At 58.6% G+C, this 18382-nt stretch carries 11 protein-coding genes, 1 tRNA gene and 3 pseudogenes (1 of these 15 only partly in view); 10 read left to right on the top strand and 5 right to left on the bottom strand.

The features are described 5' to 3' along the window. The first annotated feature begins 10 nt into the window (after positions 1-10). On the top strand, positions 11-1309 hold the full coding sequence (locus AQUI_RS0105310; protein ID WP_051371829.1) for a gluzincin family metallopeptidase: 1299 nt from the start codon (positions 11-13) through the stop codon (positions 1307-1309). Between the two features lie 147 nt (positions 1310-1456). After that, a complete protein-coding gene (locus tag AQUI_RS0105305; protein WP_027256571.1) occupies positions 1457-2302 on the top strand; it encodes a hypothetical protein in 846 nt (281 codons plus the stop codon). Between the two features lie 74 nt (positions 2303-2376). On the opposite strand, the gene AQUI_RS0105300 is transcribed toward AQUI_RS0105305, so the two are convergent. Both AQUI_RS0105300 and AQUI_RS0105295 read right to left on the bottom strand, forming a co-directional pair. After that, entirely contained in the window at positions 2377-4149 is a 1773-nt protein-coding gene (locus AQUI_RS0105300; RefSeq protein WP_027256570.1) for an adenylate/guanylate cyclase domain-containing protein, read from the bottom strand. 71 nt (positions 4150-4220) lie between these two features. Beyond that, positions 4221-4871, bottom strand: coding sequence for a GNAT family N-acetyltransferase (locus AQUI_RS0105295; protein ID WP_027256569.1), 651 nt, complete (start codon positions 4869-4871; stop codon positions 4221-4223). 225 nt (positions 4872-5096) lie between these two features. On the opposite strand from AQUI_RS0105295, the gene AQUI_RS0105290 reads away from it, so the two are divergent. Next, positions 5097-5173 (top strand) — tRNA-Arg (locus tag AQUI_RS0105290). A gap of 563 nt (positions 5174-5736) precedes the next feature. Continuing rightward, positions 5737-7410 carry a reverse transcriptase domain-containing protein gene (locus AQUI_RS0105285; protein WP_027256568.1) on the top strand — a complete coding sequence of 558 codons (1674 nt, stop codon included), beginning with the start codon at positions 5737-5739 and terminating at the stop codon, positions 7408-7410. Positions 7411-7516: 106 nt separating this feature from the next. Here the strand turns inward: AQUI_RS0105285 and AQUI_RS29760 are convergent. Together AQUI_RS29760 and AQUI_RS27270 are read right to left on the bottom strand one after the other, a co-directional pair. Then, a pseudogene (locus AQUI_RS29760) lies at positions 7517-7903 on the bottom strand (IS91 family transposase); the annotation flags it as partial. A gap of 27 nt (positions 7904-7930) precedes the next feature. Further along, a pseudogene (locus AQUI_RS27270) lies at positions 7931-8664 on the bottom strand (tyrosine-type recombinase/integrase); the annotation flags it as partial. 80 nt (positions 8665-8744) lie between these two features. Between AQUI_RS27270 and AQUI_RS30620 the strand changes: the two are divergent. The 5 genes and pseudogenes from AQUI_RS30620 to fdhF form a co-directional block, all read left to right on the top strand. Beyond that, positions 8745-9884, top strand: a pseudogene (locus AQUI_RS30620) (IS3 family transposase); the annotation flags it as partial. A 272-nt stretch (positions 9885-10156) separates the two neighbouring features. Next, positions 10157-10807 carry a winged helix DNA-binding protein gene (locus tag AQUI_RS0105260; RefSeq protein WP_245596863.1) on the top strand — a complete coding sequence of 217 codons (651 nt, stop codon included), beginning with the start codon at positions 10157-10159 and terminating at the stop codon, positions 10805-10807. A 53-nt stretch (positions 10808-10860) separates the two neighbouring features. Beyond that, positions 10861-11769: a LysR family transcriptional regulator gene (locus AQUI_RS0105255; protein ID WP_027256565.1), complete on the top strand. Its 909-nt coding sequence runs from the start codon at positions 10861-10863 to the stop codon at positions 11767-11769. Positions 11770-11864: 95 nt separating this feature from the next. After that, positions 11865-13553, top strand: coding sequence for an NAD(P)H-dependent oxidoreductase subunit E (locus tag AQUI_RS0105250; protein WP_027256564.1), 1689 nt, complete (start codon positions 11865-11867; stop codon positions 13551-13553). A gap of 3 nt (positions 13554-13556) precedes the next feature. Then, positions 13557-16331: a formate dehydrogenase subunit alpha gene (gene fdhF, locus AQUI_RS0105245; RefSeq protein WP_027256563.1), complete on the top strand. Its 2775-nt coding sequence runs from the start codon at positions 13557-13559 to the stop codon at positions 16329-16331. A 134-nt stretch (positions 16332-16465) separates the two neighbouring features. On the opposite strand, the gene AQUI_RS0105240 is transcribed toward fdhF, so the two are convergent. Beyond that, on the bottom strand, positions 16466-17080 hold the full coding sequence (locus AQUI_RS0105240; RefSeq protein ID WP_027256562.1) for a TetR/AcrR family transcriptional regulator: 615 nt from the start codon (positions 17078-17080) through the stop codon (positions 16466-16468). Between the two features lie 139 nt (positions 17081-17219). Between AQUI_RS0105240 and AQUI_RS0105235 the strand changes: the two genes are divergently transcribed. Next, positions 17220-18382, top strand: partial view of an NADH:flavin oxidoreductase gene (locus tag AQUI_RS0105235; protein WP_027256561.1) — the 5' portion only. 883 nt of this gene lie beyond the right edge of the window; 1163 of the gene's 2046 nt are visible here — the first part of the coding sequence; the start codon lies at positions 17220-17222; its stop codon lies beyond the right edge, outside the window.

The following is an 18382-nucleotide window of genomic DNA, read 5'->3' as shown; positions in this document are numbered from 1 at the left end:
TGGAGGGCACATGGACGACACGTTTGAACTGAAGGAGGAAGCGCCGGGAACGCGGTTTCTACTGTTTCCGCAATCCCCGTTCCGGACTGCGAATCCCGAACCGGAACTGGTCGAGATTTCCGCGCCGCCCGGTTCTATCGGGCCGGGACCGTCGGGGCCTCGGATGTATACAGTCAACCCTTTGGGCAAAACAATTCCTTTTGGGGCCATCGTTCCTGGCCCGTCGGGGCCGGGCATGTACTTGCCGCCTTGGCACGGAGATGTCCAGGAACCGCCAGCGCCGGACGAAGATGGCCACTTTATGCACGTTCTGCCTTCAGATCCCGGTTTTGAGGCGGTGCATTTGTTTGCTGCCGCCCATTTCACACTGGATGTGTGGGAGGCGTATTTTGGGCACCCGATCCCCTGGCATTTCGCGCGCGACTATGACCGGCTGGAGCTGTCGCTGCTGCCAAGCCTGGACAACGCGCATATCGGCTGGGGGTTTCTGGAAACCGGCGGCACCTGGGAGCATGGCGGCGAATACCGTGCCTACAGCCTGAACTTTGACGTGGTCGCCCACGAGATCGGCCACGCCATCATCTACAGTGTCGCGGGCATGCCGGTCTCGGATGATGTACCGGGCGAATATTTTGGGTTTCACGAATCTGCAGCTGACATGGTGGCGCTGATAGCATCGCTTCACTTTGGGTCGGTTGTGGAGGAGCTGCTGGAGAACACGAAGGGAAATCTTTACACGTTCAATCAGTTGAACCGCTTTGCCGAGCTTGCCGGGAATGCGCAAATCCGGATGGCCGCAAATACCCGGACGCTTCAGGAGTTTGTTTCCGGCTGGAGCAGTGAGCACGCGCTGTCCGAACCGCTGACAGGGGCGATGTTCGATATCCTTGTCGACATCTTTCACGAGCGGCTGCTGGTTCACGATCTGATCACGCCTGAAATGGAGGATCTATCAGACCAGTTGGAGGAAACCCCCTACTACAGCGATGTTATGCAGGCGCTGTTTGATGCGCGCTATGCTCTTGATCCCGAAGGTTTCCGCATATCGCTGTTGGAAGCCCGTGATTTTCTGGGCGCATATCTGGCGGCGGCGTGGAACATGCTGGATGCTGAAAACCTCACCTATGCGGCGGTGGAGAAGGCGTTGCTGATCGTAGACCAGGAAACAACCGGAGGCGCCTTCCACTCGATCATAGAAGGCAACTTCCGCATGCGGGGAATTGGCTTTGCCCAGGCCGGTCCGCGGCTGGCTGAAGCGGATGAGGACAGCCATGCCCATTCGGTGAGGACGCGGGTGCCGGTCGGCTGAAAGGCCGATTGTCTACAATTTCTATTCTTTTTGTGCTATTTTACCCCTCAGGGGGACATTCAAGGCATCAGAACCTGCAGGAATTCCAGACCTGTCTTTTTTGAATTGTCATCCTGAGTTGTTTTCATAGCCACAGGAGTGTGTACAGTGGCCGAGTCTTTGCTGAGTTTTTCTGAAGTGTTGTTATTTGGGCGTTTGATCGACGACATGAAAATAGTCCCCAAATTTGCGGGGGCTGCTGTTGGCACGGTTGGCAATATGCCGAAATTGGAAGGTGCCAAAGTAAACGGCGAAACTGTTGTGCCAGATGACAAAGTTCTGGTTATGGCTCAGAATGACAAGGCCGAAAATGGCCTCTATGAAGTTGGATCGGGAAGTAACAACCCTTGGATTCATCAGCGCCAATTTCCCCAAGGCACTATACTTGAGGTTGCTCACGGTTCCCGGCAAGGTTTGTGGAAGCAGGTCGGCGATTATGACGCTGGGCAGCAGGACTATTCCAGGGCGGGAAAACGGCGGCAGAAAGGCCGGGGCAGAAACAACCTGCTTGGCGATCAGCTAAGCGATGATGCGAATCTTGCTCGTATCTACGGGTTTTCCTACGAAGGAACCTACTTTGAGTTGCCGGAGCCGGTGATTTTCCTTGTGCATGGTGACGGTGACAGTGCGACGGGTCCAGAAACGCCTGCCGGTCAGGTTCAGGTTTCCCGGGCACCGCTGAACCCTTCCGTGACCGGGGTTGCCTCGGCAGAGTATCAGATCGCAAACGACATCCGGGTCTGGGATTATGATAAGGCCGATTACTCGATCCGGATGGATGTGATGACCGGCATGCTGGAACAAGTGCTGCTGGATGTCTATTTCGGTGACGGCGGACCTTCGGTCAGCGGCGCCAAGGTCAGTGGCGCCAAAGTCAGCGGCGCCAAGGTCAGTGGTGCCAAAGTCAGCGGCGCCAAGGTGAGCGGAGCGAAAGCACGCGGAACCGGCGACTGAGCCTGAGTATCTGGCAGAGGTTTGCTGCGGCTTAATAAGAAAGGGTTGGTGTCCCTATCCTGGGCGCTGGCCTTTTAGAAACCGGCTTTCTTCAGACCTTCGACAAAATGCTGGGTGTCTTCTTCCAGCCGGTCGGGCTGCACTTCGGTCCAGCGTTTCAGTGAGAAATTCGGATGTGCTTCGCGGTGCCGGGCGGCCATGTCCCGGGCCAGTTCCATCTTGCCCATCTGTGCATAGCTGGCGGCCAGCATCCGCTGTCCCTCGGTCGGGTTGTTCATCTTGGTGAGCGTTTCGATGACTGCCTCATAGTGCTTGAGGTTGTAGTAGGCGCCGCCCAGGTGCCAGAGGTATTGATCGGGAAAATAGGGGTTCAGCCGCATTGCCTGCTGCAGGCTTTCGATGGCTGTTTCATTGTCGCCGGAATGGGCCAGTGCATCAGCATAGTCCGACAGAAGGTCGGCATCGTTCGGATTAAGCGCAAGGGCGCGCCGGTAGGCGCCAATCGCCGCGTCATGCTCTTTACGGTAAAGATGCACAAAGCCCAGCTCGCCGAAACCGCGGGCATCGGTCGGGTCGAGCTCCACCGCTTTTTGGGCATAAGACAGAGCCGTGTCCAACGCGTGTTCGGCGTCTTTGGCCCAGGAATAGCGCCAATCAATGTTCAGGGTGCGTGAAATCGCGGCCGAGGCCCGGGCATAATCCTGGTCCCGCGCAAGGGCCCGTTCGTACAGGGTTTGGGCTTCGCGGTTATCCTGCCTGGTGTAGCGGAAAATAAACTGCTGCCCGCGCAGAACAAAGCCATAGGCGGCGAGGTCAGACGGTGCTGCCTGCGCCATCCGTTTGCGTTCCTGGGCTTCGATCAGAACGGCCGTTGCCGCCACGATTGCATCGGTTACCTCGTCTTGTATGGCAAAAATATCGTCGATGTTCCGGTCATAGCGCTCGCCCCAGATCGTTCGCCCCGAATCCGCGTCAATCAATTCTATGGCGATCCGTACCCGTGCTCCGGCCCGGCGGACGCTGCCGCGCGCGACGTAGCGTACCCCTAACTCGCGCGCGGCTTCCTGAGGGGGCATCGAACGGGTCTTGAAGAAAAAGGCCGAGTTGCGGGCTATGACAAAGAGGTTCTTGAACTTAGACAGGTTCAGGATGATGTCTTCTGTCAGTCCGTCCGCAAACCAGCTGTCGGACTGGTCGCCGCTCAGGCTGGCAAATGGCAGCACGGCTACCGATGGTATGCCGGGTGGAGGACAGCCTGCTGGCTGAGCTTCCGGAGGACGCCGGGTGGCGGCCATGGCTGCTCCGGCGACCTCGCTGCGGACACAATAAGATGGCACCGGTTCCGCGATATTCTTAAGGCGCTGCGGGCCAAGAAATTCAAAGCCGAAGCGCAACCGGTTGCGGATTTGCTCATAAACCGAACCGCTGACAAAAACCCGGCCCGGTTCGGCAATCTCCTGCAGCCGGGCGGCAATATTGACATTGTCGCCGTGAATGCCCCGGTCATCAATCAGGATTTCGCCCATATGCACACCGGCGCGAAACCGAAGCTGCTGGTCTTCTGGCCGTGCGCTGTTGTTTTGCTCTGCAATGCGGTGCAGTTCGACACCGAACTTTACCGCGTTTGTCGCTGTTTCAAACAAGGCTAGAACCCCGTCGCCGCGAACTGCAACCACCTGACCGTCATGCGCATTGCATGCTGTTTCCAGCTGTTCCAGCAGGGACTTTAGTGCGCTGTATGTGTCGATCTCGTCGTTGCCCATAAGCCGGGCATAGCCGACGACATCGGCAAAAAGCACTGCTCCAAGCTGGCGCCGGACCGTTGTTTTTTTACTTTGGCCGCTCACAAGCTGTCCTCCTCCTGTGAGTGTCGGCAAGAACTGCCGGAGAAGCCGGTTCTGCCCTTATGCTCTGTCGGTCAGCCTGCGGGCGGATCTGCCGGGCCTGGAGGCCAGGCCCAGCCTGTAATCTCCGCGCCGTGGAAGCTTGCCTTCACACAGACGTCAAGCTCCTGTGCGAGGACCCCGCGGCTGGCCTCCCATTCCTCCCTGAGGAGGCCCACTGTGATCATGTCGAAGTACCGCCCTTCTGCATACCAGGCTTCTCGCATCCTGCCTTCGGTTGCGAAGCCTGCGCGCGTGGTGAGTTCCTCGCTGCGGGTGTTGTCGGCACGGTAATATGATGTAATGCGATTTAGCCCGATCTGGCGGAATGCAAAGTCCAGAAGCAGCGCAAGCGACCGGATCCCGATACCCTGCCGGCGTCTGGACTGCTCAATGAAAAGCGCAATGATGGCGTCCCGGTTGACCATGGAGATGTTTTCCAGGCCGGCAATACCGCACAGTGCATTGGTTTTAGTAACAATTGAAAACCAGCATTTGCTGGTATTCGGCACAGTACCGGCAGGGGGGCTCCAGGCCTGTTCGATGGCAGGCAGGTTAAGGGGGGACCGGGCAGCGCGGTCAAAACAGGCCAGATCGGACACATTCTGAAACCAGCCGGCCATTGTGGCGAGGTCTTCTGATTCCAGCGGCCTGAGCTGAAACTCTGCGGACTGCCGGTCCGGCATTTTCTGTCCCCTTTTTCCGTTTCTAAGTGTTGCTTTCCCTGGCTCAAGCGCGGTGGGAAGACCGTCAGCATTTGCCTTATACCACATTTAGCCGGGCTGGGGTTGCAGAAGCTGGCAGCGCTCAACCGGCCTGTGCGCTTTGGCGGGAAAGACAGGCAAGAAATACGGGCTGAGATCTCTTTTGGGGTTGCGCCTGTGCGAAGCTGCGATTACATCCGCCGCAGTGGACCGATAGCTCAGCTGGATAGAGTACTTGACTACGAATCAAGGGGTCGGGGGTTCGAATCCTCCTCGGTCCGCCACTTCTTCTGTTATGAGGCGATACATAGTTCTGCCTTTTGCGACAGAACATTGCCTTTGCGCCGCATAGCTTTGCCTTCGGCCCTGTGATGACGCTGCACATATTTCCCTCTTTCAAAACTGGTTTTGAACGAAGCCCTTCAGGGCGCTCGTCTCTAAAACCTGCTCCCGGCGAGGGTTGGGGATAGCAAGTACAATGCAATTCGATGGGGTTGGTGCGGCCCGCAAGCGTCAGCCGAGGACACCGCCATGTCTAATTGTATTGCAGGCGCGTGGGGACGACGTCCCCTAGCTCTTTTATTGGGTAGGTCGGGCGGGAAGCAGGCTTTCGCTGCGGTTTGAACGAACGGCAGCATTGGAGAAAACGTGAGCTTTCCATAGTTGCAGAAAATCATCTGAAAACGTACAGAGTACGAAGCATCGGCGGCCTGCAATCAACCAAGTGTTGTGTTACCTGCGACACCTGCGAGAAGGTTACTTTCAACTCGCCCCGCTACATGCTGTTACGGAATTGCGAAATTCCCGCGACGTTGGGAATGCGAGATTGTAGGTCGTTGATGCACCCATGTCACTAAAGTCATTTGCTAACCTTAGACAAATCGCTTTTGCGCTCGGTCGAGACTACCGTCGGAAAATGGTCTACATCGCATATGGGCTTGCTCCAGGTGCAAGATACAAAGAATTCACCATCCCGAAGAAGAGCGGTGGAACACGTCGCATTTGCGCACCTAGTATTGCGCTTCTCAAGTTGCAGCGCGACATCCTTCGGCTACTTGAAGGCGACTATCGTCCTCGTGCTCACGTGCATGGGTTTGTCAGCGGGCAACAACGCAGCATCGTGAGTAATGCCCGACAGCATGTCGGTAAGCGCTGGGTTTTGAACATTGACCTCGAAGACTACTTCGAAACCATTCACTTCGGACGAGTTCGCGGGCGATTGATGGCCCCGCCGTATGGCTACCCAGAAGAGATTGCCCAGTTCATCGCACACATCTCTTGTTTTCAAACTGAAAAGGAGGTCGACGGCGCCCTCCGAACAACACATGTCCTGATGCCGGGCGCCGCGCTATCGCCAATACTTGCGAATATTGTTTCAGACAAACTCGATGCTGAGTTGGCTCGATTTTGCAGGCAACTTGGATGCACCTACACGCGATACGCCGATGACATCACGATTTCCTCCAATCGCAGGACCTTTCCTGCCCCAATAGGACGTTTTGCAAACCCCGACAGCCACGAAGAGTTTATTCTATCCGACACCTTTCAGCAGATGATTGAAGACAACGGATTTAGAATTAACCACACAAAGACGCGCCTGCTGGGCCTCGCCTTTCAACAGGAAGTCACAGGTCTGATTGTGAATGAGAAAGTCAACGTGAAGCGCAAATTTGTTCGCGACGTCCGGGCGATGCTTCATGGCTGGGAGCTAAATGGCTTTGCCGCGGCATCGGCGCGGCATTTCAACGAGAAGCGTCCGGATAGAGGCCGGTTACCGGAACAGGAGGCTACGAACTTCGAATGGGTGGTCCGAGGGAAAATTGAGTTCATTCGGCAGGTGAAAGGATATACCGATCAGGTCTTCCGCCGCCTAGCTGCAAGGTTCAATGCACTGTGTTCGGGCCAACACATTTCGATTCCGCTGGTCGAGGATAGCGACGTTCTCAACGCAGCCGTTTGGTATCTCGAAAATGACACAGATGGCGGATCAGTGGGCACTTGTTTCGCTGTCGACGAGAACCTGTTCGTAACTTGCGCGCATTGCCTCGGACCAAACCTGCGCATCTTCCCGCGACAAAACCCTGCATTCCCGATGGAAGCGGACGAGGTAGCCCGCGAGGATCACAACGACCTTGCGCTAATTCGGCTACGAACTCCGTTGCCCGCATTCAATCCTGCTGCCACTCTGCAAATGGCATCGTCAGCCGAATTTAGCGCGCTCGGCATCCGATCTGCGGTGCAGGCTGCGGGCTATCCTTCAAATCTGGACAGCACGTCTCTGACGATCCGAGACACTGAAGTAACAGGGGTCTCGCGGCAAACCTTTGACGGCACCCCCGCCACATCTGACAACGTGATCGCCTTGCTGTCGGGCACTTACGAGGGAATGAGTAGTGGTCCGGTGCTATTATCGGGAAAGGTCGTTGGCGTAATCGTCAGAGGGCCAAATGATGATGACCGGACAATCCCTTTCTTGGCGGTCAAATCAGGATATGTAAACGACCTGCTCGCTTCTCTTTGAAATGCTCGACTTAAGCCGTTGCAGCCGCATTTGTGGAATTTCGGTTAGACAAAGAATGCCAAAAGACATGGCCTACCTATCGCTTCTGCATACACCTTCAGACCATCGCTGCCGATGGTCTGAAGGTGTATGCAGAAGCGCGGAACAAGAGGCCATAGACCGCCTGCTTGTTCCAGTGGGCGATGCGGGAGATCCCGGCTGGCAGGGTGAAGACGACGTGGAAATATTCCACTGGCAAAAGATCTTCGGCCTGCGCCGCCATCCAGTCTCGCGCCGCGGGTCCCTGGCATTTGGGGCAGTGACGGTTCTTGCATGAATTGTAAACGATGTGCTGGTGGCCGCACTTTGAGCATTCCGCCACATGCCCGCCGAGCGCTTGCGTGCGGCAGGCTTCTATCGCCGACATCACCTTGAGTTGGGCCAGGCTGACATGTCCGGCATTGGCCCGCCGCCACGCGGGGCGGTATCTCCGGAAGATGTCAGCGATCTCCAGCCTCCGGCGGGGTACCCCGGCGCCGGGTCATTCCAGGCTTCGCTTCACCGTCTGGTCCTGCAACCGGGCCAGCATCTCGTAGGGGCTGACCGTGTCCCGGATCGTCTTGGTGGCGACATGGGTATATTGGGCGGTGATTGTCAGCTTGGCATGGCCGAGCAGCAGGATCACCCGAACATCGGTGTTGGCCTCAAGCAGGTGGGTGGCGAAGCTGTGTCGCCGGGTGTGCAGCGTGGCGGCCTTCTTGATGCCCGCCATGTTCTTGGCCGAGGTGAACGCCCTGTTCAGCTGCCGCTATGAAATCGGGTTGATCTTCGGCTTGCCGGGGAACAGCCAGCCTTCGGGTCGCGCGTCGTGCCAATAGTCGCGCAGCAAGTTGAGCAACCCAGGCGACAGCATGACCTTGCGATCTTTCCCGCCTTTGCCCTGATCGACGTGGAACAGCATCCGGTCGCTGTCGATATCAGAGACCTTGAGATTGCAAACCTCGGATGCCCGCAGTCCGGCGCCATAGGAGATGCTGAGCGCCGCGCGGTATTTGAGCCCCGGTCCCGGCGCGGCCATCAGCAGATCGGACACTTCTTCAACACTGAACACGATAGGCAGCTTCCGTGGCTGCGTTCGGAACTGCATGAACCGTTTCATCTCCTCACGCCCGCAGGTCATGCCGAAGAAAAAAACGCAGAGCGACAATGCGGGTGTTGAACGTTTGAGGCTGTCACGCCCGTGTCGGTCATATGCAACTGATATGCTCGCAGATCTGAGCTACCCCCCGAATTTCGGACACTGACCTAAGCTACGATTTGCTGTCTGCTGATCTTCGACGAGAAGGAGATCAGAGATGTCGAAACGCAAGCAGCACGCGCCCGAGTTCAAGGCGAAGGTCGCGCTGGAGGCCCTGAAGGGCGAGGAGACGGCGGCCGAGTTGGCAAGCCGGTTCGGTATGCATACGACGATGATCCATCAATGGAAGCGGGCCCTGCTCGAAGGCGCGTCGGGTGTGTTCGAGCGTGGCAGCAAGAAAGGCCCGGAGATCGGCGAAGAGCGGGTCAAGGAATTGCATGCCAAGATCGGGGAGCTGGCAGTTGCCAACGATTTTTTGTCACGAAAGCTCAAGCCGTGGATCGGCAAGTGAGGCGCAAGATGGTCGAACCTGCCAATTCTGAGCTGTCTATCGGCAAGCAATGCAGGCTGCTGTCGATCCTGCGGTCGTCGTTCTATTACACGCCCAAGGGCGAGACGGCGCTGAACCTGGCGCTAATGCGTCTGATCGACGAGCGGTTTCTGGAAACGCCGTTCTTCGGTGTCCGGCAGATGACGTGGCATCTGCGGAACGAGGGCCATCTGGTGAATGAGAAGCGGATCAGACGGTTGATGCGCCTCATGGGCTTGATGCCGATCTATCAGAAGCCCAACACCAGCAAGGCGGCAAAGGGACGCAAGACATACCCCTATCTGTTGCGCGGTCTGAGCGTGACCCGCCCAAACCAAGTCTGGGCGGCCGACATCACCTACCTGCCCCTCTCGGCAGATTGCTTCGCAATCGCCTGCCGGGCAATGGATGCGCAAGGGGTTCCTGTATTTGGTGGCGGTCCTTGACTGGCACACGCGCAAGGTGCTGGCCTGGCGCATCTCGAATACGCTGGAAGCCGGCTTCTGCGTCGAGGCGCTGAACGAGGCAATCCACCGCTTCGGCCCGCCCGGCATCATGAACACCGATCAGGGCTCGCAATTCACCTCCTTCGCCTGGACGGACCGGCTGCGCAGAGCTGGCGTGCGCATCTCGATGGATGGAAAAGGCCGGTTCCTTGATAACATCTTCGTGGAACGGCTATGGCGGCCGCTGAAATACGAATGCGTCTACCTGCAGGCTTGGGAAACCGGATCTGAGGCAAGGGCGGGCGTCGGAAAGTGGGTGGGATTCTACAATCGGAAGCGCCCGCATTCCGCCCTTGGCGGCAGACCGCCAGCCGTGGTCCATTGGCTGAGAAAAGACGAAACCCAACCCGGTCAGCAGGGGCAGAGAGTAGCTCAATCTACGCCGGAAACTGTCCAGCGATTGGGGAGTAGCTCACGTGGCGGGTGTGTACTGGCAAACTCTGGCACCATATCTCAAGTTGTTGTCAGCGTTGCGCAGCAGATGGCGGCCCTGGGTATTGAAATTTCTTGGATTTGATTGGATACGTTGCGGGTAATTTGAGTTGGATTTTCAGAAAGCTTCCGACGCCGCCGCTGCATGCAAGGATTGATTGCATGCCTTTGCCAGACAGGCGGCTTCGGGCAGACATATTTTCTGACCCACTGTCTTCATGCCTTTTCAGGGCCATAAAATTTATTTTCCGGAGTTGTTCGTTGGATAACAAAGTCGACCGTTCCCCTTTATCTTGTTTGACTGCTGGCCTGGCCGCTGACACGGCTGTTGAGGTGTTGCCGGACGGTGGGTTGCACATGCTGGAAATGGCAATTCAAAGGGCGGGAGCGGGTTTGACCCGATGGCAGGCTGGCTGTTTTGAACAGCTCAGCACCGTGTCCTTGGCAAGTGCTGAGATCACATTACTGCAGTTGATCGGCAATGGCAGCCGGTCCAAAACGATCAAGGAGTTGGCCTGGAGCACCAACCGCACCGATATTCCCAATATTCAGTATTCCCTGCGCAAACTGGCATCTGCCGGGCTGACCCGCAAACAGGGGGCGGGCCGCTCAGGGGTCACCTACAGCTTGACTGAGGAAGGCTGTCAGGTGGAGGAGAGGCTGCAGGATATCCGTGAACGTCTGCTGTTGCAGGCGCTGGCGGGGCGTCAGGATCTGGCCAGGCGGTTGCATTGCGCTGCGGAAACACTGGAGGAATTGACTGAGCTGTTCGGCGAGGCTGTCCGTCAGGCCGAAGCGCGCAGCGGTTCCTAAGGTCGCAGCAGATCCCATTGTGCGGATCGGCAGGGGCAGCGTAAGGTTTGGTCATGATCGAACTCAAAGACCTTCAGCTGCTGACCGCGCTGGCGCGGCATCAGCATTTCGCCAAGGCCGCTGCTGATTGCGGTATTTCGCAGCCTGCGTTTTCTATGCGGATCCGCAATCTGGAGGAACGGCTGGGTCTGTCCATCGTGCGCCGGGCCAACCGGTTCCAAGGGCTGACCGAGGAAGGCATGATGATTGTGCGCCGGGCTCGCTCGATTCTGGACGATGCCAAGGCACTGGAGCAGGAGATTGCGGCAACCCGCGGCGAGGTGACAGGCACCTTGGTGCTGGGGGTGGTGCCGACCGCCACCGCTTGGGCCGCGCAACTGGTGGACCAAGTCCATCAGGCCTATCCGAGGATTCTGGCGCGGGTCGAAGTCACCACATCGCTGGCTATTCAGCAACGGCTTTATGATGGTACAATTGATGCTGGAATAACTTATTCCGACAGCATGGGACGGGATCTGGTGACAGTGCAGCCGCTCTATGAGGAAAGCTATGTGCTGCTGGCGCCGGAACGGATGGTGGCGGACCGGGGCCATGCGATCAGCTGGGCAGAAGCGGCAGAATTGCCGCTCAGTTTGCTGGATCAGCAGATGCAGAACCGCCGCATTCTAGACCGGATCTTTGCGGATCTGGAGCTGAGGCCGGAGATTGTGTCCGAATCCAACGGTTTCATGGCGTCGATGGTGCTGGCACGTGAAGGGTCGGTGGCGACGATTCTGCCGCGTGCGCTGATGCAAGCCCTGGGGGGGCTCGGCGGCACCCGGGTGCTGACGCTGATTAAGCCGGAACAAACCCGGCAGATTTGCATCGCCACTTTGGACCGGACACCGGAACTCACAACTGTGCGCGCTTTAAAAGAGGTGGTTGCGACGTTTGTGGACGATGGGATGCCGCAAATGGCGTGATAAGCATTGCTTATCGTACGTTCGGTTTTCTAGATTTGACGATATTCATTCTTGATGGCATTTCGGGTTGAATTACGTGCTGACTGGAGGACCCCATGGCACCATTGGATGATAGCAAGGGCGTATGGAAGTCCGGCAAAGGCAAGGGGCGCAAGACGCCCAAAGGCCGCCAGGTTGACGACATTGCGCTGAGCGAGGTTCAGGAGCTGCTGGGTGACCGCCCGCGCAACCGTGATCTTCTGATTGAATTCCTGCACCTGATTCAGGACAAATACAGCTGTCTCAGCGCGGCGCATATACGGGCGCTGGCCGAAGAGATGCGCACTGGCCAGGCGGAAATCTATGAAGTGGCCACCTTCTATGCCCATTTTGATGTGGTGAAGGAAGGCGAGACACCGCCACCCGCGCTGACCATCCGGGTTTGCGACTCTCTGTCGTGCGAGTTGGCGGGCGCTGAGCAGCTGCAAAAAGCGCTGGAAGATGGGCTGGACGCGTCGCAAGTCCGCGTGCTGCGCGCACCCTGCATGGGCCGCTGCGACACCGCCCCGGTGCTGGAAATCGGTCACAACCACATCGACCATGCGACGGTTGAAAAGGTGGAAGCGGCGATTGCGGCAGATGACACACATGCGCACATCCCTGAATACGAAACCTTCGCCGCCTACGAGGCCGAAGGCGGTTATGCGACGCTGAAAGACCTGCGTGCCAATGGCGACTGGGAAGCGGTTCAGGCGAAAGTCAAAGAAGCCGGCCTGCGCGGTCTTGGCGGCGCTGGCTTTCCGTCGGGCACCAAATGGGGTTTTGTCCGCGCCAATGAAGGCCCGCGCTATCTGGCCGTGAATGGCGATGAGGGCGAACCCGGTACCTTCAAGGACCGCTACTACCTGGAGCGCACGCCGCATATCTTCCTGGAAGGCATGCTGATGGCGGCTTGGGCCGTCGAAGCTGAAAAAGCCTTTATCTACATGCGCGACGAATATCCGGCGGTGCTGGAGATCCTCGCAACCGAGATCAAGGCGCTGGAAGACGCAGGTATCGTCGAGGCAGGCTACATCGATTTGCGCCGCGGGGCAGGGGCCTATATCTGCGGTGAAGAAAGCGCGATGATCGAGTCGATCGAAGGCAAGCGCGGCGAGCCGCGCCACCGTCCGCCTTTTGTGGCGCAGGTGGGTATCTTCGGCCGTCCGACCCTCGTTCACAACGTCGAAACCCTCTATTGGGTCTGCAAAATCAACCGCGAAGGCCCTGAGTGCCTGAACTCGGTTGAGAAGAACGGCCGCAAGGGCCTGCGCAGCTACTCCGTGTCGGGCCGCGTGAAGAACCCGGGCGTGCATCTGCTGCCGGCCGGTTCCACCATCACCGATGTTATCGAAGCCTGTGGCGGGATGCTGGATGGCCATGCCTTCAAGGCGTACCAGCCGGGCGGCCCGTCCTCGGGCCTGCTGCCTGCGTCGATGCACGACATCCCGCTCGACTTTGACACGCTGCAGCCGCACGGCACTTTCATCGGGTCTGCCGCTGTTGTGGTTCTGTCCGATCAGGACTCGGCCCGCGACGCTGCGCTGAACATGCTGCGCTTCTTCGAGGATGAAAGCTGCGGCCAATGCACCCCCTGCCGGGTGGGCTGCGAGAAGGCTGTGAAGCTGATGAGCGAAAAGAAGTGGGATCAGGGCCTGCTGGAAGAGTTGAGCGCGGCGATGGTTGACACATCGATCTGCGGTCTGGGTCAGGCAGCACCTAACCCGATCCGCCTGACCATCAAACACTTCCCCGAGGAGGTTTAAGCCATGAGCGATAAAATCACTTTCACACTCGATGGCGAACAGGTTTCGGCTGAAGCAGGCCTGACCATCTGGGAAGTCGCCAACGGCCGCGGGTTGAAAATCCCGCATCTGTGCCACAAGCCGCAGCCAGGCTACCGTCCGGACGGCAACTGCCGCGCCTGCATGGTCGAGATCGAAGGCGAGCGCACGCTTGCCGCCTCCTGTATCCGCGAACCCGCCGAAGGTATGGTTGTCACCACCAATAACGCGCGCGCCGAGAACGCCCGTAAGATGGTGATGGAACTGCTGGTAGCCGACCAGCCCAAGCAGGAAGAGGCCCACGATAAATCCTCCCACATGTGGGACATGGCGGAGCTGAACGGCGTCACCGAGAGCCGCTTCCCCAAGCTGGAAGAGGGCCGCATCCCGCTGCTGGATGACAGCCACATTGCCATGAAGGTGAACCTGGACGCCTGTATTTCCTGCGGCCTTTGTGTTCGTGCGTGCCGTGAAGTGCAGGTGAACGATGTGATCGGCATGGCCGGCCGCGGTCACGACGCCTATCCGACCTTTGACATCGCCGACCCGATGGGCCAGTCGACCTGTGTCGCTTGCGGCGAATGTGTGCAGGCCTGTCCGACCGGCGCGCTGATGCCTGCCACCGTGGTGGACGAAAACCAGGTTGGCGACAGCAAGGACTTTGATAGCGAAACCGAAAGCGTCTGCCCGTTCTGCGGCGTCGGCTGCAAGGTGTCGCTGAAGGTCAAGGACGGCAAGGTCAAGCATGTCGAGGGCATCAACGGCCCGGCCAACGAAGGCCGTCTGTGCGTCAAGGGCCGCTTTGGCTTTGATTACATCCACCACCCGCACCGCCTGACCAAGCCGCTGATCCGCCGCGACGACGCGCCGGCCAAAGGCCTGAACGTCGATCCGGGCGATCTCTCCACCCACTTCCGCGAAGCGACTTGGGAAGAGGCGATGGATCTGGCTGGCAAAAGCCTGATGAAGCTGCGCGATGAGGATCCGAAATCGGTTGCAGGTTTCGGCTCGGCAAAATGCACCAACGAAGAGGCCTATCTCTTCCAGAAGTTCATCCGCCAGGGCTTTAAACACAACAACGTTGATCACTGCACCCGTCTTTGCCACGCGTCTTCGGTTGCGGCGCTGATCGAAAACGTTGGCTCCGGTGCTGTGACCGCGACCTTCAACGAGATCGAAAACGCGGATGTGGCGATCATCATCGGCTCCAACCCGATCGAAAACCACCCGGTGGCGGCGACCTACTTCAAGCAGTTCACCAAACGCGGCGGCAAGCTGATCGTGATGGATCCGCGCGGCGTGGGCATGCGTCGCTTTGCGACCGAGATGCTGCAGTTCCGCCCCGGCGCGGATGTGTCGATGCTCAACGCGATCATGCATGTGATCGTCGAGGAAGAACTGTATGACAGCCAGTACATCCACCGCTGGACCGAGAACTGGGAAGCTGAAAAAGAGCACCTGAAGCAGTTCACGCCAGAGAAGATGTCGGAAATCTGCGGCATCGAACCGGACCAGCTGCGCCGTGTGGCGCGGATCTTTGCCAAGGCAGAGGCCGGTTTGATCTTCTGGGGCATGGGTATCTCCCAGCACATTCACGGCACCGACAACTCGCGCTGCCTGATCTCGCTGGCCCTGATGACCGGTAACGTCGGCAAGCCGGGCGCCGGCCTGCACCCGCTGCGCGGCCAGAACAACGTGCAGGGTGCGTCCGACGCGGGCCTGATCCCGATGTTCCTGCCGGATTATCAGACCGTTACCTCGGATGATGTGCGCAAAAGCTTTACCGATGTCTGGGGCGGCGGCGACTTCTCGAACGAGAAGGGTCTCACCGTGACCGAGATCGTCGATCAGGCCTATGCCGGCAACGTCAAGGGCATGTACATCCAGGGCGAAAACCCGGCGATGTCCGACCCGGATGCAGATCACGCACGCGACGCCTTTGCCAAGCTGGAGTTGATGATCGTTCAGGATATCTTTCTCACAGAGACGGCGAACTATGCCGACATCATCCTGCCGGCCTCGGCGCTCTATGAAAAAAACGGCACCGTGTCCAACACCAACCGGCAGGTGCAGCGGGTGCGCCCCGCCGTGGCGCCTCCGGGCGAGGCGCGCGAGGACTGGAAAGTCACCGTGGAACTGGCGCAGCGCATCGGCCTGCCTTGGGATTACAAGGATGTCAGCGAAGTCTTTAACGAGATGAAGCTGAACATGAAGTCCCTGAACAACATCACCTGGGAGCGTCTGGAAACCGAGACCATCACCTACCCGTCGCTGCACGAGACTGATCCCGGTCAGGCGATTGTGTTTGGTGACGGCTTCCCGCGCCCCGAAGGCCGTGCCCGCTTTACCCCGGCGTCGGTGATCCCGCCGGATGAGGCGCCGGATGCGGAATATCCGATGATCATGACCACCGGCCGCCAGCTGGAGCATTGGCACACCGGGTCGATGACCCGCCGGTCATTGGTGCTGGATGCGGTCGAGCCGGAAGCGAACTGCTCGCTCAACCCCAAAACCCTGCGGGCGATGGGCGTAGAGCCGGGCGAGATGGTGCGTCTGTCAACCCGCCGCGGCTCGATCGAGATCATGGCGCGGGCCGACCGGGCAATTGCCGAGGACATGGTGTTTGTGCCCTTTGCCTATGTCGAGGCCGCCGCCAATATCCTGACCAACCCGGCAATCGACCCCTACGGCAAGATCCCCGAATTCAAGTTCTCGGCTGTCCGAGTCGAAAAGGTGGAGAGCCAGATCGCCGCTGAGTAATCCGGCTGCGTATAGATGAATTAAGGGCGGGCGCGGAGCTGATGGCTTCGCGCCCGCTTTGCGTTTGGGCTTCTAGGATTTTCACCGATGTATTTGAGGCTGGCGGCCTGCTATTTTCCGGGCAGATAGCTTTGTCAGCTGTGGCGGGACAGAAAACGGTCCAGATCCCGCTTTGATGGCGGCGTGCCAGTGAAAACCTCGACCCAGCCGGGCATGAGCGATATCCGGTACTCCGTGCTTTCGTTCACTTGCATCGAGATATAGCCGATTTGGGTGTAAATCATCGCACGTGCGCGGATCAGTGCGACGCCGGCGCTGAAACCAAAGCGGATGAACATCTCCGTCAAAGCCTGTTCGCGCCGGGTATCGGCTAAGTCCAGCCTTGCCTGTAAACCAGGGTCATTGCGCGCCCAATTTCGGATGGCCAGATCCAGCCGGGAGTCGAACAGGTCGGCATCAATCCAGCAGTCGAACAGATTGAACAACGCTTCGGCAATACTCTCGGCATACGCCTCGGACCGGGCGATCAGGTTCCCGGTGTTCTTTTCCTCCCATCGCTGGATCATCGCCTCCAGCAGTGCCTCGCGGTCTTTAAAGTGCCAGTAGAAACTGGTGCGGGCCACACCAAGCCGCTTGGCCAGCGGCATCACTTTTACCGCTTCCACGCCGCTCTCGGTCAATACTTCGTAAGCGGCTGATAGCCAGTCTTCGTCACCCAGCCGGGTGCGGGTAATGTCCTGAGTGTCCATGCGACAGCCATAACAGCGGGGCAGGACGGGCGCAACTTTTCTTGACAGGTATGATTGTTTAATTGACTCTTGTGTCAAGAGTGGCTGGCGACTCGCAAATGCCGCGCTTGCCCAGACATCGTTCCAGGAGACCCGCATCATGTCCAAGGACCCGCTGCTGCAGCCCTATCAGCTGAAACACCTGGCGCTGCGCAACCGGATCATGACCACCAGCCATGAACCGGCCTACCCGGAAGACGGCATGCCTAAGGAACGCTATGCCGCTTATCACGCGGAGCGCGCCAAGGCGGGTGTGGCGCTGACAATGACCGCCGGATCAGCCGCGGTCAGCCGCGACAGCCCGCCGGTGTTCAACAATATCCTCGCCTACAAGGATGAGGTGGTCCCCTGGATCCGCAACTTGACCGATCAGGTGCATGAACACGGTGCGGCGGTGATGATCCAGCTAACACACTTGGGTCGCCGCACCGGCTGGAACAAAGGTGACTGGCTGCCTTCTGTCAGCTCGTCCAGGCACCGCGAACCGGCTCACCGCGCCTTCCCCAAGCTGGCTGAGGACTGGGATATCGCCCGGATCATCAGCGATTTCGCCGATGCCGCAGAGCGGATGAAGGACGGCGGCATGGATGGGATCGAACTGCAGGTCTACGGCCATTTGATGGACCAATTCTGGTCGCCGCTGACCAATGATCTGGACGGGATATACGGCGGGCAGACGCTGGAGAGCCGGATGAAATTCCCGATGGAGGTGCTGAGGGCAGTGCGGGACCGGGTCGGGGCGGAGTTCATCGTCGGCTTGCGCTACACGGCAGACGAGGCACAGAAGGGTGGCATCACACCGGGAGAAGGCCTTGAGATATCCAGGCGCCTGGCGGGCAGCGGCATGGTTGACTTCCTCAATGTAATCCGCGGCCGCATCCATACAGATCCGGCGATGACAGATGTGATCCCGGTACAGGGTATGAAATCAGCCCCGCATCTGGATTTTGCCGGGGAGGTGAAGAAAGCGACTGGCATGCCCACCTTCCACGCCGCCCGCATCCCGGATGTGGCAACTGCTCGCCATGCGGTTGCCGCGGGGCTTTTGGACATGGTTGGCATGACCCGCGCCCATATGGCTGATCCGCATGTGGTGAAGAAAATTATTGAGGGGCGCGAGGATGAGATCCGCCCCTGTGTGGGAGCGACCTATTGCCTGGACCGGATCTATCAGGCTGGGGATGCGCTGTGCATCCACAATGCAGCGACGGGCCGCGAGCTGACCATGCCCCATGAGATTACGCCCGCAGAGGTCCGCAAGAA

This window comes from Leisingera aquimarina DSM 24565, from assembly GCF_000473165.1.
Taxonomy (GTDB): Bacteria; Pseudomonadota; Alphaproteobacteria; order Rhodobacterales; family Rhodobacteraceae; genus Leisingera; species Leisingera aquimarina.
Note: the sequence above shows the minus strand (reverse complement) of the source record. Positions and strands in the feature narration are given on the sequence as shown.